General features: G+C 66.6%; 15 protein-coding genes. All 15 read left to right on the plus strand.

What is annotated here, in order from left to right; genetic code table 11:
- The first annotated feature begins 46 nt into the window (after positions 1-46).
- The 15 genes from DTQ71_RS17645 (at position 47) to rpsD (ending at position 15,182) form a co-directional block, all read left to right on the plus strand.
- Positions 47-1,432: a CpaE/TadZ family protein gene (locus DTQ71_RS17645; RefSeq protein ID WP_109565712.1), complete on the plus strand. Its 1,386-nt coding sequence runs from the start codon at positions 47-49 to the stop codon at positions 1,430-1,432.
- A 16-nt stretch (positions 1,433-1,448) separates the two neighbouring features.
- Entirely contained in the window at positions 1,449-2,894 is a 1,446-nt protein-coding gene (locus DTQ71_RS17650) for a TadA family conjugal transfer-associated ATPase (protein ID WP_109565625.1), read from the plus strand.
- A gap of 3 nt (positions 2,895-2,897) precedes the next feature.
- Entirely contained in the window at positions 2,898-3,866 is a 969-nt protein-coding gene (locus DTQ71_RS17655) for a type II secretion system F family protein (protein ID WP_109565626.1), read from the plus strand.
- 12 nt (positions 3,867-3,878) lie between these two features.
- The gene (locus DTQ71_RS17660; RefSeq protein ID WP_109565627.1) at positions 3,879-4,868 is read left to right on the plus strand and encodes a type II secretion system F family protein; all 990 of its coding nucleotides are present in this window, start codon (positions 3,879-3,881) and stop codon (positions 4,866-4,868) included.
- Positions 4,868-5,434, plus strand: a complete 567-nt coding sequence (locus DTQ71_RS17665) for a tetratricopeptide repeat protein (RefSeq protein WP_109565628.1) — start codon at positions 4,868-4,870, stop codon at positions 5,432-5,434. The genes DTQ71_RS17660 and DTQ71_RS17665 overlap by 1 nt, the downstream gene beginning before the upstream one ends.
- Before the next feature lie 39 nt (positions 5,435-5,473).
- Positions 5,474-6,316 (plus strand): tetratricopeptide repeat protein, encoded by an 843-nt coding sequence (locus DTQ71_RS17670; protein WP_109565629.1) that lies wholly within the window; start codon positions 5,474-5,476, stop codon positions 6,314-6,316.
- A gap of 16 nt (positions 6,317-6,332) precedes the next feature.
- Positions 6,333-6,857 (plus strand): prepilin peptidase, encoded by a 525-nt coding sequence (locus tag DTQ71_RS17675; RefSeq protein ID WP_109565630.1) that lies wholly within the window; start codon positions 6,333-6,335, stop codon positions 6,855-6,857.
- Between the two features lie 21 nt (positions 6,858-6,878).
- Positions 6,879-8,204 carry an ATPase gene (locus DTQ71_RS17680; RefSeq protein WP_172500069.1) on the plus strand — a complete coding sequence of 442 codons (1,326 nt, stop codon included), beginning with the start codon at positions 6,879-6,881 and terminating at the stop codon, positions 8,202-8,204.
- A 55-nt stretch (positions 8,205-8,259) separates the two neighbouring features.
- Positions 8,260-8,709 carry a hypothetical protein gene (locus DTQ71_RS17685; protein WP_109565631.1) on the plus strand — a complete coding sequence of 150 codons (450 nt, stop codon included), beginning with the start codon at positions 8,260-8,262 and terminating at the stop codon, positions 8,707-8,709.
- Positions 8,710-8,925: 216 nt separating this feature from the next.
- A complete protein-coding gene (locus DTQ71_RS17690) occupies positions 8,926-9,441 on the plus strand; it encodes a Flp family type IVb pilin (protein ID WP_109565632.1) in 516 nt (171 codons plus the stop codon).
- An 80-nt stretch (positions 9,442-9,521) separates the two neighbouring features.
- Entirely contained in the window at positions 9,522-11,927 is a 2,406-nt protein-coding gene (locus DTQ71_RS17695) for a ligase-associated DNA damage response DEXH box helicase (protein ID WP_109565633.1), read from the plus strand.
- Between the two features lie 112 nt (positions 11,928-12,039).
- Positions 12,040-12,705: a ligase-associated DNA damage response endonuclease PdeM gene (gene pdeM / locus DTQ71_RS17700; protein WP_109565634.1), complete on the plus strand. Its 666-nt coding sequence runs from the start codon at positions 12,040-12,042 to the stop codon at positions 12,703-12,705.
- Positions 12,702-13,238 (plus strand): lipocalin family protein, encoded by a 537-nt coding sequence (locus DTQ71_RS17705; RefSeq protein ID WP_109565635.1) that lies wholly within the window; start codon positions 12,702-12,704, stop codon positions 13,236-13,238. The genes pdeM and DTQ71_RS17705 overlap by 4 nt, the downstream gene beginning before the upstream one ends.
- A 384-nt stretch (positions 13,239-13,622) precedes the next feature.
- A complete protein-coding gene (locus DTQ71_RS17710; protein ID WP_109565636.1) occupies positions 13,623-14,420 on the plus strand; it encodes a Hint domain-containing protein in 798 nt (265 codons plus the stop codon).
- 141 nt (positions 14,421-14,561) lie between these two features.
- Positions 14,562-15,182, plus strand: coding sequence for a 30S ribosomal protein S4 (rpsD, locus tag DTQ71_RS17715; protein WP_109565637.1), 621 nt, complete (start codon positions 14,562-14,564; stop codon positions 15,180-15,182).
- Positions 15,183-15,196: the final 14 nt, after the last annotated feature.

Here is a 15,196-nt window from a genome sequence, read left to right on the forward strand (position 1 = left end):
GCGCCTCCCTGATTCTGCGGGGCGGATGGAAGGAAACGGTGAAAACATGGCAAGCAACCTAGCCCACCTGCCAGAACCCGAACCGCTGCGCGCGATCACGATTTCGAGGGACGTGCAGGATTTCGATCTGTTGATCGAGGATATGGAAGCAGAACTCGGCGAAGGCTGGGGGGATCTGAGCTTTGTCGAGGCACAGGACTTCCTGCGCCAGGACGAGGCCCGGGAACTGGAATTCGTGGTCATCGCCGCGAACGAGGTCGACGAGGAACGGCTCAGCCAGGTGATGGACGTCATCCGGGACGCCAAGCGCGCCGGCCTCGCGGTGATCCTCGTCGCCGAGGGAATCAGCCCCGTCTCGATGCACGAGCTTCTGCGCTCCGGCGCGGACGACTTCGCACCCTACCCCTTGCCCGAGCAGGCCCTGGCCGAGGCCATCGCGCGGATCCGCGCGCCCGGCCGCGGCGATGTGGGCGACGTGCTCAAGCGCGCGGGCGCGGACATGGTCGAATCGAAGGCGCTCCCCTCGCCCGGCGCCCATGTCGGCACCGGCGCCGCCACGCTGACCGCGGTGCCCGCGGCCACGACCGGCGGCGGCGGCTTTGTCAGCACGCCCGGCGAGGGCGCGCTTTTCGCGCTGCAATCGACCTCGGGCGGCAACGGGGCCACGACAATCGCCGTGAACCTAGCCTGGGAATGGGCCAACATCTCCAAGCACGAGGCGCCGAAGGTCTGCCTCATCGACCTTGGGCTGCAATTCGGCTCGGTCGCGACCTATCTCGACCTGCCGCGCAAGGCCACGATCTACGACGTGCTGACAGATGTAGGCTCGATGGACGAGCAAGGCTTCAAGCAGGCGCTGCTGCCCTTCAAGGACAAGCTGCACGTCTTCACGGCCCCGCAGGAGGTGCTCCCCCTCGACGTGGTCGGCCCGGAGGAAATCGCCACCCTTCTCAGATTCGCGCGACAGGCCTTCGACGTCGTCATCGTCGACATGCCCAACGCGCTGACCCCCTGGACCGAAGAGGTGCTGACCAGCGCGGACCTGTTCTTCCTCGTCTGCGAGCTGGAGATGCGGTCGGCGCAGAACACGCTTCGCTTCCAGCGGCTGCTGCAATCCGAGGGGATCGCGATGGACCGGCTTGGCTACCTGCTCAACCGCGGCCCGGGCAAGCTGGACATGGGCGGGCGGGCGCGCATCGACAAGTTCGCCTCCAGTCTGGACGTCAAGTTCAACGCGATCCTGCCCGATGGCGGCAAGCAGGTCACCGAGGTCAACGACCAGGCCGAGCCGCTGCGCGAACTGGCCGCCTCCAATGCGCTGACCAAAGAGATAGCGAAGCTCGCCAAGGAGCTGCACGCCGCCCGCCAGGCGATCGAGGGCGGCCGCGAAGTGAAGAAGAAAAAGTCGATCTTCGGCCTGTCATTCGGCTGACCTCAGGAGTTTGACGATGTTCTCGCGTTACAAGAAGCCCCAGATCCAAGGCGCCAAGCCCATCGGCGCCATCCCCGACGCCCCTACCCCCGAAGCGGCCGCCACGGCGCCCGCTGCGAAACAGACCGCATCCACGCGAAAGCCCACCCCAGCCGCGATCCCCGTCCCGGCCGACAAGGACATCAAGCGACGCGAGCGGATCGAGGAACTCAAGACCGAGATGCATCACAGGTTGCTCGACAACCTGAACCTCGCCGCGGTCGAAAAGGCCGATCCGAATGCGCTGCGCTCCGAGATCGTGTCGATCACGACCGAGGAACTGGCGGAAATGGGCGTGGTGCTGGGCCGCGAAGACCGTCAGACCCTCAACGAGGAACTGTTCGACGAGGTCACGGGCCTCGGGCCGCTGGAGCCGCTCCTGAAGGATGACAGCGTCAACGACATCCTCGTGAACGGCCCGCACAACATCTACATCGAACGCAACGGAAAGCTGCAGAAGTCCGACATCCGCTTCAAGGACGAACGGCATCTGCTGCGCATCATCGACAAGATCGTCTCGGCCGTTGGCCGACGCGTCGATGAATCCAACCCTTACGTGGACGCCCGCCTCAAAGACGGCTCCCGCTTCAACGCGATGGTCCCGCCGGTCGCGGTCGACGGGTCGCTGGTCTCGATCCGGAAGTTCAAGAAGGAAAAGCTGGGCGTCGACGACCTCGTCCGCTTCGGCGCCTTTACCGAAGAAATGGCGACCTATCTCCAGGCCGCTGGCGCCTGCCGTCTCAACATCATCGTCTCGGGCGGAACCGGCTCCGGTAAGACGACCACGCTCAACGCGCTTTCCTCCTTCATCGGCCACAGCGAACGTGTGCTGACCATCGAGGACACGGCGGAACTTCAGCTGCAACAGGACCATGTCGGCCGGATGGAGAGCCGCCCGCCCAACGTGGAGGGCAAGGGCGCCGTCACCCAGCGCGACTGTCTGAGGAACGCACTGCGAATGCGCCCCGACCGCATCATCGTCGGCGAGACGCGCGGCGAGGAGGTCATCGACATGCTGCAGGCCATGAACACGGGCCATGACGGGTCGATGACGACGATCCACGCCAACTCCGCCCGCGACGCGGTCTCGCGCCTTGAGAACATGATCGCGATGGCGGGGATCGAGATGCCGATCAAGGCCGTGCGCGCACAGATCGCCAGCGCCGTGAACCTGATCGTGCAGGCGTCACGCCTGCAGGACGGCTCCCGCCGGATGGTCTCGATCTCCGAGGTGACGGGGATGGAGGGCGAGGTGATCACCATGCAGGAGATCTTCCGCTACGAGCGGCTGGGCCTCGAGCCCGACGGCACCATCATCGGCCGCTTCACCGCCACCGGCATCCGCAGCCACTATGCCGACCGCTTCAAGGCCTGGGGCTACGACCTGCCCAGCTCAATCTACGAACCCGCCGGAGGCCGCTGAGTCATGGAACTGTCTATTGAGCCGCTGATCTACCTGGCGATCTTCGGAAGCATCTATCTGATTATCGGCGCGATCTACATGCTGGTGTTCGGCAAGTCGATCAAGCTGAACAACCGCGTCAATCGCCGCCTCGAGCTGATGGAAAAGGGCGCGACCCGCGACGAGGTGATGGCGCAGCTCCGCAAGGAGATGAGCCAGCACGAGAGCGCGAAGAACATCCCGCTCTATTCCCTCCTGGCCGAGAAGGCGCAGAAGGCGAACCTGGCCTTCACGCCCGGCATGCTGATCGGTGTGATGGTTCTGATCTGTTTCGTGGCTTTCGGCCTGCTTACCCTCCTCACCGATTCCGCGTTCCCGATCCGTCTGTTGGTCTCGGTCGCCTTCGGCGTGGGCGGCGTCTACTTCTGGGTCAACAAACAGGCCAAGAAGCGCCTCGACATGCTGGAAGAGCAGCTGCCCGACGCGATCGAACTGATCGTGCGGTCGCTCCGGGTCGGTCACCCCCTCTCCTCGGCGATCGGCATCGTCGCCAAGGAGGTCGCGGATCCGATGGGCTCCGAGATGGGCTTTATCGCCGACGAGGCCGCCTATGGCCGCGACATCCCCGAGGCGCTGCGCGCCCTGGCGGAGCGGACCGAATTGCAGGATCTTCGCTTCCTCGCGGTGGCCGTCGCCATCCAGCAGAAGTCCGGCGGAAACCTGGCCGAGATCCTCGAAGGGCTGAGCCGCGTCGTCCGCGCCCGCTTCAAACTCTTCCGCAAGGTCAAGGCGATCACGGCCGAGGCGCGCTGGTCGGGCATGTTCCTGTCGGCCTTCCCGATCCTGGCCCTGGTCGGCATCAACGTCATGAAGCCCGACTACTACACTGACGTAAAAGACACGGCCTACTTCATTCCCGCCGCCGCAGTTGTCTGCGTGTTCCTGATCGTGAACATCTTCTTCATGCGCGCCATGGTCAACATCAAGGTCTGAGGAGCGAGCCCAATGGACTACATGCAGATCTTCGACTCTGTGGTCGCCGGCCTCCTGGGCCCCGACGGGATGATCTACATCGCGGGGATCGCCGGGATCCTGTTGATCTTGCTGGCCCTTCCCATGGTCATGGTCAAGAAGGTCGAGCCCCTCGACCGGATCGCGCAGGAGCGCAAGGCCTCCACCATGGAGCTTCTGGGCGAGGAGACCCTCAACCGCCACGGGCAGCGCAACGAGCATCTGGCCAAATACGCCAAGTATCTCGACCCCGAGGACGAAGAGGAGATGTCCAAGACGCGCCTGATGCTGACGCGCGCGGGCTATGGCCACAAGGACGCGGTGCGCACGCTGACGGCATCGCAATTCCTGCTGGGCCTGGGCCTGCTGACGCTGGGCGCGATCTATACCTTCGTGCTGACCAGCGGCCACAGCCCGTTCAACATCTTCCTCTACACGGTTCTGCCCGGCGCGCTGGGCTACCTGGCTCCGAAATACTGGCTTCAGAAGCGGGTCGAAAAGCGCAAGCAGGAGATCCAGGACGGCTTCCCCGACGCCCTGGACCTGCTCCTGGTCTGCGTCGAGGCGGGGCAGTCGCTGGACCAATCGATCATCCGCATGGCGACCGAGATCGAGCCTTCCTACCCCGCGCTTTCCAGCGAGTTCATCTTGGTCGCGCAGGAGATGAAGGCCGGCAAGGACAAGGGCGACGTGCTGCGCAGCATGGCCGAGCGGTGCGACCTGTCCGACATCACCTCCTTTGTCACCGTGCTGATCCAGTCGGCCAGCTTCGGCACCTCGATCGCCGACGCGCTCCGGGTCTATGCCGACGAGATGCGCGACAAGCGCGTCATGCGCGCCGAGGAAAAGGCCAACGTCCTGCCCACCAAGCTGACCGTCGGAACGATGATGTTCTGTGTGCCGCCGCTGCTGATCATCCTGATCGGCCCCTCGATCCATGGCATCGCCAAGACGCTGGGCGGCGGCGGTGGAGTCGGGTTCTGATGCGCGCCTTGGGCCCTCTCGCGCTGGTGGCGCTGGCAGTGGGCTGCACCCCCACGGATACCTCCGTGGGCCGCGGCGCCGCCGACCTGCCGCTGGTCGCGCCGGGTGTGGCCCTGGGCGAGACTGGAGTCGACCCCCTGATCGTGGGCGACCGCCTGCTAGCCGCCGGAGAGGCGGAACTGGCGCTGGATGCGTATCTGCGCGCCGCCGCCCAGCGCGGCATGACCCAGGGCGTCTTGCTCTCGCTCGCATCCGCCAATATCGAACTCGGCCGGCTCGGCCAGGCCGAAAAGCTGTTGCGCGACGTGCTCGAGGACGACCCTGACAACGCCGGCGCCCTGAACAATCTCGGCGTCGTCCTCTTGGAACAGGGCGAGTATGGCGAGGCGCATCGGGTCTTGCGTGCGGCCTTCGCGCTACAGCCGACTCCTGAAATTAGGGACAATCTGCGAGTTGCCGGGACAAAACTGGCCTCCAGGACATACCCTGACGCGCAGAATGATAACGCCTTCAAGCTGACCGAGCGCGGGAACGGGGTGGTCACCCTGTCCGCGCCCAGGCCGTAATAAGAATGCGAAGGCATCGAGCAGAGAAGGACGCATGACATGCGCCACCGCCTAGCCGTGGCCCTCCTGTGCGGGGGCACTCTCGTCTTGTCCGGATGCAACAGCATGAGCGACGCCGACGTCGCCCGGGCCGTCGCCGACGCCGAGGCCGCCGAGGCCGACAGCATCCGCGAAATCATGCTGACCGTGGCCGAGCCGCGGGAAGCCATCGAGTATTTCAACCGCCGCATCGCGGTCGAGCCCGACCTGATCGAGCCCAAGCGCGGCCTCGCCCGCAGCTTGGCGCGCGGCGGCCGCGCGTCCGAGGCCGTGATCGCCTGGCGCAAGGTGATCGATCACCCCGAGGCCAGCCATGAAGACCACGTCATGCTGGCCGACGCCCTGATCCGCACCTCGGACTGGGCCGAGGCGAAGGCCGTGCTCGACAGCGTGCCCCCCACCCACGAGACCTTCGACCGCTACCGGCTGGAGGCCATGGTGGCCGATGCCAACCAGCAATGGGACCGCGCCGACAGCTTTTACGAGACCGCGGTCGATCTAACGGCCAAGCCCGCGGGCGTGCTCAACAACTGGGGCTTCTCCAAGCTGACCCGTGGCGACACCCGCGCGGCCGAACGGCTGTTCATCGAAGCGATCACCTATAACGAGGATCTCTTCACCGCGAAGAACAATCTCGTTCTCGCTCGGGCCAAGACCCGCAACTACGCCCTGCCCATCGTGCCCATGACCCAGGAGGAGCGCGCGCAACTTCTGCACACGGCCGGGCTCGCGGCGGTCAAGCAGGGGGACACCGATATCGGCCGCACCCTTTTGCAGGACGCCATCGACACCCATCCCCGCCATTTCGAGCCCGCCGCCCGCGCGCTCGAAGCGCTGGGCTGACCGACCAGGAGACGCCATGTTCGCCGAGCTCGCCATCACCCCGCTTCAGGCCCTCGTCTTCGGGATCCTGACCCTGCCCGTGACGGTCTGGGTCATCTATACCGACGTCACCGAGATGAAGATCAAGAACCTGGCGGTGCTGGCGATGCTGGCGGTCTTCGCGGTGGCGGGCCTCTTTCTGATGCCGCTTGCGGAGTATGGCTGGCGCTGGACGCATTTCGGCATCGTGCTGGTCGTGGGCTACCTGCTCTCGGCCACGCTGGGCTTCGGCGCGGGCGACATGAAATACATGGCCGCCGTCGCGCCCTTCGTGCCTGTGGGCGACGCGATGCCGCTGGCGATGCTGTTCGTCGCCTTCTCGATCCTTCTGCTGGTTCTGTTCTTCGGCGCGCGCCGCTCCAATGCCCTGCGGGCGGGGGCGCCGGACTGGATCTGGCTGAACGATCAGGCCCACGGCAAGGCCCACAAGCTCAAGACCCCGTTCGGCGTGGCCCTGGCCCCGACGGTCAGCACCTATTTCTTCCTCGGCGCCATCGCCTGATCTCAACCGGAGGATGCTCCCATGAACATGCAGGTCGATCCCGCCGCCGTCGACACCGGCGTCCCGGCCCCCAAGCAGCCCCGCAGCCTGCAGGAGACCGGGCTGAGCGGTGTGACGCTGCGCGACGTGCTGCTCAAGACGATGTTCCGCAAATCGGTCGAGACCGTGCGCGAGGTGGCCGCCGCGATCCGCCTGACGACCGGTCTCACCCAGCAGTTGATCGACCAGGCCCGAGAGGCGGGCCTGCTGCAAGCGACCGGCACGCTCCATGCCGGCTCCTCGGGCGAGATGGGCTTTCAGCTGACCGACCAGGGCAAGGCCCGTGCCCTCGATGCGCTGGCCCAATCCGAGTATTACGGGGCGATGCCCGTGCCGCTGGCCGAGTATTCCAAGCAGGTCAAGCTTCAGTCCGTGAAGAACGTCGCGCTGACCCGCGCGCTCCTGTCCAACTCGATGGGCCATCTGATCCTGCCCGAAGGCCTGCTGGATCAACTTGGACCCGCCGTCGGGTCCGGCCGGTCGGTGCTGCTCTACGGCCCGCCGGGCAACGGCAAGTCGTCCATCGCCGAAGGCATCCGCGCCGCCCTGGGAGACACGATCTGGATCCCACACGCCATCGAGTATTCGGGCCAGATCATCACCGTCTTCGACCCGATCGTGCACACGCCCGTCGTCGAGGAGGACGATCCCAACGCCCTGCGCAAAGTCAACCGCCGCATCGACGAGCGCTACATGCTCTGCAAGCGGCCCACGGTGATGACCGGCGGCGAGCTCACGCTCGACATGCTAGACCTGAAATACAACGTGACGGCCAAGACCTATCAGGCGTCGCTCCAACTCAAATCCTCCGGTGGCGTCTTCATCGTCGACGACCTCGGCCGTCAGGTCGAACCGCCGCAGAAGATCATCAACCGCTGGATCGTTCCGATGGAAATGGGCTACGACATCCTCGCCCTGCAATCGGGCGAGAAGTTCGAGGTGCCGTTCGACACGCTCGTCGTCTTCTCCACCAACTTCCACCCCAACAAGATCTTCGACCAGGCAGCGCTCCGCCGGATCTTCTTCAAGGTGCTGATCGACGGGCCGTCCCAGTCGCAATTCCTCCAGATCTTCGCGATGGTGGCTAAAAAGAAGAAGTTCGAGCTCGACGAGGCCTCCCTCGTCCACCTGCTCAAGAACAAGTATCCCGAGATCGACAACGTCTACGCCAATTTCCACGGCCAGTTCCTGATCGACCAGATGATCGCGGCCTGCGACTTCGAGGGGCTGCCCTATCGCATGACGCCCGAGCTGGTGGACCGCGCCTGGGCCAACCTCTTTGTCGCCGAAAGCGACATCGCCCACTGACACAAGGGCGCGCCGGCAAGGCGCGGCCCCTCCGAAGAGCGGAAGACCCCGGATCGTGCCCGCCTCCACCGCCCGCGCGCGGCGTCCGCGCCTCCCGACAAGGCTGATATGGCCCGCGGCAGGTTGCGCGGCGGCCCTCATCGCGGCCATTTTCTGGTTTCAGACTGCGGCGACCGACCACCCTTTCTCCGGCGCGACAGACCCGGCGGCGGCTCCGCCCGCCGCGCCGGAGTCCCTGCGGGCCAGTTTCGACGCGCTCTGCGCCGAAACCGCCTGCGACGCGGACGCGCTGACCCGTCTGGTCCAGAGCACCGCAGCCGCGATGACGCCGGACGAACTCGACGCGGCTCTGGCGGCGCAGGACGCGCTTATCGAGAGACTATCCCGAAGGCAGGCTGCCGCAACTCGCGACCCATCCGCCCTGCTTTCGCTGCAACTGGCGGCCGAAACGCAGATCGCCGAGACCTATCGTGCCGCCCGCTTCGCCCGTCAGCCTGGGGCCTGAGCCCGCTCTCAGATCGACGCGCCAGCACCTTCAGTCGCCCCGAGGCGCGACGCATCGACGGCTTGACCTTTCCCATCTCATGGAAACCGCCCCACAGGCACCTGGGATAGAAATTTCACGAATCTCGCCCGCGGCAGGCCACAGAGCCGCCCCTTTTCGGGATCACGAAGAGGTCAGGGACCTTCCCATGACCCGCAACACGAGAGTTCGAGAACCATGTTGATCAAAAACTTCCTCAAAGACGAATCCGGCGCCGTCACGGTCGACTGGGTTGTCCTCACCGCCGCTCTGGTCGGCCTGGGCCTCGCCGTGATGGCGGTGATTTCGTCCGGCCTTGAGAACCTGTCCGGCGACATTGAGACCCAGATGTCCGATGGCTCTATCATTCGCACCGCCTTCGTTGGCAGCATTGCCGACGCGCGCGACGCGGCCTGTACGGGTATCGTCTACTGCGACGACACGCTTTCCGCCGCCGCGCTTGCGGATCTCGGCTCGACCGACATGGCCGCCATCGCCAATGTCGACTATGGCTCGCAGTACCTGACCGACAGCGGCCTGACCTTCGGTGGCGCCGATGGCACGACCCTGGGCACCGCCGGGACCGACACCGATGGCAATCCGACCTTCACAGCGGCCGACCAGACCACCATCGACGAGTATAACGCCGTCGTCGCGGCGTCCGACGCTCAGAATGCTCTGATCGACGCCGAGAAGGCCGCGCGCGCCAACTGATCCGCGCCGCACCTGGATTTCGAGAGGGCGCCTCCCGGGCGCCCTTTCTGCATCCGCTCCCAGGCTCTACCTCAGGGCTCATGAACCTGCCCGCGCCCCTCGCCGATTTCTTCGCCCGCCGTCATTGGACCCTGCACCCCCATCAGCAGGAGATGCTGGCGCGCAAGGACCTGCCCGCCCTCCTGCTCATCGCGCCCACAGGGGGCGGCAAGACGCTGGCGGGCTTCCTGCCGACCCTGGCCGAGATCGCCGAGCATGGCCATGAGGGCCTGCACACCCTCTACGTCTCCCCGCTCAAGGCATTGGCCAACGACATCCGCCGCAACCTCGCCACGCCGATCAAGGAAGCGGGATTGCCGATCCGGGTCGAGGACCGGACCGGCGACACCTCCCAGACGCGGCGCAAGCGGCAACGCGCGGACCCGCCGCACATCCTGCTGACGACGCCCGAATCGCTGGCGCTGATGATCTCCTACCCGGATGCGGCCCGCACCTTCGCCGGGCTGAAGCGGATCATCGTCGACGAGATCCACGCGCTCGCCGACAACAAACGCGGCGACCAGCTGATGCTCTGTCTCAGCCGTCTGCAGACGCTCGCCCCGGGCCTGCGCCGCGTCGGGCTGTCAGCCACGGTCGACGACCCCGCCGTCATCGCCCATTACCTCGCCCGTCACCCGGACCCCTGCCCCATCCTCCATGCCGATCCGGGCCCGCCGCCGGATATCGATATCCTCCGGATCGAGGACCCGCCGCCCTGGGCCGGCGCAGGTGGCCGCTACGCCATTCCCGCCGTGCTGGAGCAGGTCCGCCGCCACAACACGACGCTGATCTTCCACAACACCCGCGCCCAGGCCGAGATCTTTTTCCACCACCTCTGGCTCGCCAACGAGGACGCGCTGCCGATCGGCATCCATCACGGCGCGCTCTCCAAGGAGGCCCGCCTACGCGTCGAACAAGCCATGGTGGCGGGCGAGCTCAAGGCCATCGTCGCCACCGGCTCGCTCGATCTCGGGATCGATTGGGGCGATGTGGACCTCGTGATCCAGGTCGGCGCGCCCAAGAAGGTCAAGAACCTGGTGCAGCGGATCGGCCGGGCGAATCACCGCTACAACGCCCCCTCCAAAGCGCGGCTGGTCCCCGCCAACCGCTTCGAGGTGATCGAATGCGCCGCCGCGCTGGAGGCCGTCCGCGCGGGCGAACTCGACGGCGACCTGCGCCTCGACGGCCCCCGCGACGTGCTCTGCCAGCACATCGCCTGCGTCGCCTGCGCGGGCGATTTCAGCGCCGACACGCTCTTCGCCGAGGTGCGGTCGGTCGGCCCCTACTCCACCCTCCCCCGCGCGGCCTTCGACGATTGTCTCGATTTCGTGGCCACCGGCGGCTATGCGCTGCGCGCCTATGACCGCTACCAGCGCCTTCAGGAGCGGTCCCCCGGCGTCTGGGGCCTGCGCGACCCGCGCAGCGCGCGTCAGATCCGCATGAACCTCGGCACGATCGTCGATACCGATAAGCTGAAGGTCCGCTTCCGCGGCCGCGGCGGCCAGCCCCTGGGCGAGATTGAGGAGGGCTTCGCCGCGACGCTCACGCCGGGCGACACCTTCCTCATGGGCGGCCAGATCGTCCGCTACGAGGGGATGCGCGAGTTGACGGTCGAGGTCTCGCCCCGCCCCGACAAGGAGCCGCGGATCGCCACCTATGTCGGCTACAAATGGACGACCTCGGTGCAGCTCGCCCACCGCATCCAGCAGATGCTCCATGAGACGCGCTTCGACGCCCTGCCCGACCACACCCGCCACTGGCTGGAACTTCAGGCGCGCTACTCCACCCTCCCCGAGCCCGGCCGCCTGCTGGTGGAGCAGTTCCCCCGCGACGGACGCCACCACACCGTCGTCTACGGCTTCGCCGGGGTGAACGCCCACCAGACCCTCGCGCTCCTGATCACAAAAGGCATGGAAGAGCGTGGCCTCGACCCGCTGGGGTTCGTGTCGAACGATTATGCGACGCTGATCTGGGGGCTGAAGCCTGCAGGCGACATTCGCCCCCTGCTGACCCGGGTCGGCATCGCCGAAGCGCTGGACGGCTGGCTCAAGGGCAACGCGGTGATGAAGCGGACCTTCCGCAACGCCGCGATCATCGCTGGCCTGATCGACCGCAACTTCCCGGGCAAGCGCTCCACCGGACGGCAAGCGGCCTTCTCCAGCGACATCCTCTACGACACGCTGCGCCGCTACGACCCCGACCACCTGATGCTGCGCATCACCGAAGAAGAGGCGATGCGCGGGCATATCGACTTCGGCCGGCTGGAATTGCTGCTGGAAACGGTGGGCGACCGGGTCGACCAGGTCCGCCTCGACCGCGTCACCCCGCTCGCCGCGCCGCTCTTCCTGGAGCGCGGAATCATCCCCATCAAGGGCCGCGCAGAGGGTCGATTGCTGGAAGAAGAAGCGGCCAAGCTCATGGCCGAAGCGGGTCTCAGCCTCGACTGAAAGCGACCCTCCCTTCTTCCCTGGAAAAACATCCTGGGGGGAGTCGGCCTCAGGCCGACGGGGGGCAAAGCCCCCCTTGCCCCCGACGCCACCGCGTGATCCACCCGAACACATGCGGAACGCGCACGCCTTCACCTTCGCCGGAGAGCCTCTGACGGCGCGCGCCTCGGGCGCGCTGCACTGGCCCGCGCGGGACGTGCTGGTGGTCAGCGACCTTCACCTCGGCAAGGCGGAGCGCCGCGCCCGCCGCGGTGGCAGTCTACTGCCGCCCTACGAGACCGAGGACACGCTGGCGCGGCTTCAGAGCGACATTCTGGAGACGGGCGCCGCCCATGTCGTCTGCCTGGGCGACAGCTTCGACGATCTCGCGGCCGCCACGGGGCTCGCCCCGCGGCATCGCGACTGGATCCTTCGGCTAATGTCCGGGCGGGCCTGGACCTGGATCACCGGCAATCACGATCCCGCCCCGCCGGACCTTCCGGGCGACGCGACGGAGGCGCTGACGCTCGGCCTCATCACGCTGTGTCACATCGCCACCGACGCCGACCGTCCGGAGATCTCCGGGCACTACCATCCCAAGGCAGCGATCCGGGTGCGCGGGCGGGCGATCTCGCGGCCCTGCTTCCTGCGCGACGCGCGGCGGCTGATCCTGCCGGCCTATGGCACCTATACCGGCGGCCTGCGCTCTCGGGATGCGGCGTTGACGGCGCTGATGGCGCCCGACGCGCGCGCGATCCTGGCCGGGCAGCCGATGGTCGAAATCCCGATGCCGCGATGAGAGCCCTGCTGCTCCCGCTGGCGCTGGCCGCCTGCATCCCGACCGAGATCGTCGCTCCGCTTCTGCCCAGCTATCGCGACCCCTCGGTTCCGATCGCCTCCAAGGCCGATTTCGACCCCGCCCGCTTCGCCGGCCGCTGGTATGAGATCGCCCGCTTCCCCGTCCGCTTCCAGGAGGACTGCGCCGGGGCCATCGCCGAATACGGGCCGCCGGAGGACGGTGCGCTAAGCGTCCGCAACCTCTGCCTCGATGCCCAGGGCCGCGCGACGCAAGCCATCGAAGGCTCCGCCCGCCCGGTCGGCCCGGGCCGTCTGCGGGTCACGCTGGAAGGCGTGCCCTTCACCGCGCCCTACTGGGTTCTGTGGACGGATTACGGTTATCGCACCGCAGTGGTCGCCACCCCAGACGGGAGCGCCGGATGGATACTCAACCGTGAGGCGAGCTTGCCATCGGACAGGAGAGACGCCGCTCTCCAGGTCATGGAATTCAACGGTTTCGATACGCGCGAGCTTCTCTGGTCGCCGAAAAATTAAGTCACATTCAAAAAATCGAATCGGTCGAGCGAATCAGTATTTGACCAGTGATTCGCCGCTCTGCTAGTCAATCGGAACGGTCGGGCAGTGACCGGTTACAATGATAAGAATACCGGAACGATCGGGGTAGGAATGAGGGGTACGTGCGCCGCGGCGCAGGTCGTCATTATTCATCAGGTCCGGGTGGACGGCCAAACGCCGTCCACCCGTCACCCGTTTTCGGCCGGCCAATTCCTGCGTTGGAGCGGAGCGCCGTTACGCCTGGACGGGCCACAAGCCCGACTGCTGACCGGCGACCAAGAACTTGATGCCCATTGGCGCTCTCGTGTCCCGTTCGCCGCCGCGCGGCTGGCCCGCACCCGGGGCGAGACGCCCCGCCCCCGGGTGGAACCGTCCGAAAATGACGGCGTGCTCGTGCTCGGCGACGGGACGGAGCGCTGGACCGGAGAAGTCGTCCGCGCCGCTGATGGCACGCTGCTGCTGCTCTTCCAGGACGGGCTGCCGCCTGCCGAGCGAGACCTGATGATCCTGCGCGCGCCCGCGCCGCCCGTCCGCCGGCAGGCGACCGGGACCGTCTGCTTCACCCCTGGCACGCTGATCGAAACCGCCAAGGGGCCCCGTCCCGTCGAGACGCTCCATCCCGGTGACGTCGTCCTGACGCGGGACGATGGGCTCCAGCCGATCGAATGGATGGGCCTGCGCTGCCTCTCGGCGGTCAGCCTGACCGCCCGGCCGGACCTGCGCCCGATCCGACTGCGGGCGGGCGCCTTGGGCGGCGCGCGGCCCCAACCCGACCTGATCGTCAGCCCGGACCATCGGGTGATGCTGACCGGGCCGAAGGCCCGCGCGCTCTGGGGCGAGACCGAGGTGCTGGCACGGGCCGGCGATCTGGTGGATGACGGCCGTGTCCTGCGCGATCACAGCGCGCAGGATGTCACCTACATCCACATGCTCTTCGCCCGGCATCAGGTGATCCGCGCCAATGGCGTCGAGGTCGAGAGTTTCCATCCCGGCGATGCCGATCTGAGCCGCCTCAACGTCGCCGAGCGCCAGGAATTGCTGGAGATCGCACCGGGCGTCGATGCCGATCCCTCGGCCTATGGCGCCCATGCCCGCCGCTGCCTGAACGGCGCGGAACTGGCGCTGCTGCGCCATGACGGCGCGCCCGCCTATCTGAGCTGATCTGCGCTTGACAGCCGGCGGGACGCCTCGTATCCGCGGCGCTCCAATTGGTGTTGGTGGCCCCCGCGAGGGGATGCCTGTCGGCCGACCGGGACGTCCGGGACGCAAAGGACAACGCCCTCATTCAGAGGAGATCAGACGGTGACCAAACGCACCTCTGCCAAGTACAAGCTCGACCGCCGAATGGGCGAGAACATCTGGGGCCGCTCGAAGTCCCCGGTCAACCGCCGCGAATACGGCCCCGGCCAGCACGGCCAGCGCCGCAAAGGCAAGATGTCCGACTTCGGCCTCCAGCTGCGCGCCAAGCAGAAGCTGAAGGGCTATTACGGCGATCTGACCGAAAAGCAGTTCAAGCGCATCTTCGCCGAGGCCCAGCGGGTCAAGGGTGACACCGGCGAGAACCTCATCGGCCTGCTGGAGCGCCGCCTGGACGCCGTCGTCTACCGCGCCAAGTTCGTGCCGACCGTCTTCGCCGCCCGCCAGTTTGTGAACCACGGTCACGTCACGGTGAACGGCCAGCGCGTCAACATCCCCTCCTACCGGGTGAAGGAAGGCGACGTGATCGCGGTGCGCGACAAGTCCAAGCAACTCGCCTCCGTCCTGGAAGCGACCCAGATGGCCGAGCGCGACGTGCCGGACTACCTCGAAGCCGATCACTCCAAGCTGACCGCGACCTTCGTGCGCACCCCGGGTCTGGGCGACGTGCCCTACCCGGTCATGATGGAGCCGAACCTCGTCATCGAATACTACGCTCAGAACTGAGCCGGGCGCGGCGG

The organism is Jannaschia seohaensis, assembly GCF_900116765.1.
In the GTDB taxonomy this organism is placed as follows: Bacteria; Pseudomonadota; Alphaproteobacteria; order Rhodobacterales; family Rhodobacteraceae; genus Jannaschia; species Jannaschia seohaensis.

What these genes read in the sequence shown, in the direction of transcription:
- DTQ71_RS17645 (WP_109565712.1), top strand. Translation starts at nt 47, where the DNA reads ATGGCAAGCAACCTAGCCCACCTGCCAGAACCCGAACCGCTGCGCGCG.
- DTQ71_RS17650 (WP_109565625.1), top strand. Translation starts at nt 1,449, where the DNA reads ATGTTCTCGCGTTACAAGAAGCCCCAGATCCAAGGCGCCAAGCCCATC.
- DTQ71_RS17655 (WP_109565626.1), top strand. Translation starts at nt 2,898, where the DNA reads ATGGAACTGTCTATTGAGCCGCTGATCTACCTGGCGATCTTCGGAAGC.
- DTQ71_RS17660 (WP_109565627.1), top strand. Translation starts at nt 3,879, where the DNA reads ATGGACTACATGCAGATCTTCGACTCTGTGGTCGCCGGCCTCCTGGGC.
- DTQ71_RS17665 (WP_109565628.1), top strand. Translation starts at nt 4,868, where the DNA reads ATGCGCGCCTTGGGCCCTCTCGCGCTGGTGGCGCTGGCAGTGGGCTGC.
- DTQ71_RS17670 (WP_109565629.1), top strand. Translation starts at nt 5,474, where the DNA reads ATGCGCCACCGCCTAGCCGTGGCCCTCCTGTGCGGGGGCACTCTCGTC.
- DTQ71_RS17675 (WP_109565630.1), top strand. Translation starts at nt 6,333, where the DNA reads ATGTTCGCCGAGCTCGCCATCACCCCGCTTCAGGCCCTCGTCTTCGGG.
- DTQ71_RS17680 (WP_172500069.1), top strand. Translation starts at nt 6,879, where the DNA reads ATGAACATGCAGGTCGATCCCGCCGCCGTCGACACCGGCGTCCCGGCC.
- DTQ71_RS17690 (WP_109565632.1), top strand. Translation starts at nt 8,926, where the DNA reads ATGTTGATCAAAAACTTCCTCAAAGACGAATCCGGCGCCGTCACGGTC.
- DTQ71_RS17695 (WP_109565633.1), top strand. Translation starts at nt 9,522, where the DNA reads ATGAACCTGCCCGCGCCCCTCGCCGATTTCTTCGCCCGCCGTCATTGG.
- pdeM (WP_109565634.1), top strand. Translation starts at nt 12,040, where the DNA reads ATGCGGAACGCGCACGCCTTCACCTTCGCCGGAGAGCCTCTGACGGCG.
- DTQ71_RS17705 (WP_109565635.1), top strand. Translation starts at nt 12,702, where the DNA reads ATGAGAGCCCTGCTGCTCCCGCTGGCGCTGGCCGCCTGCATCCCGACC.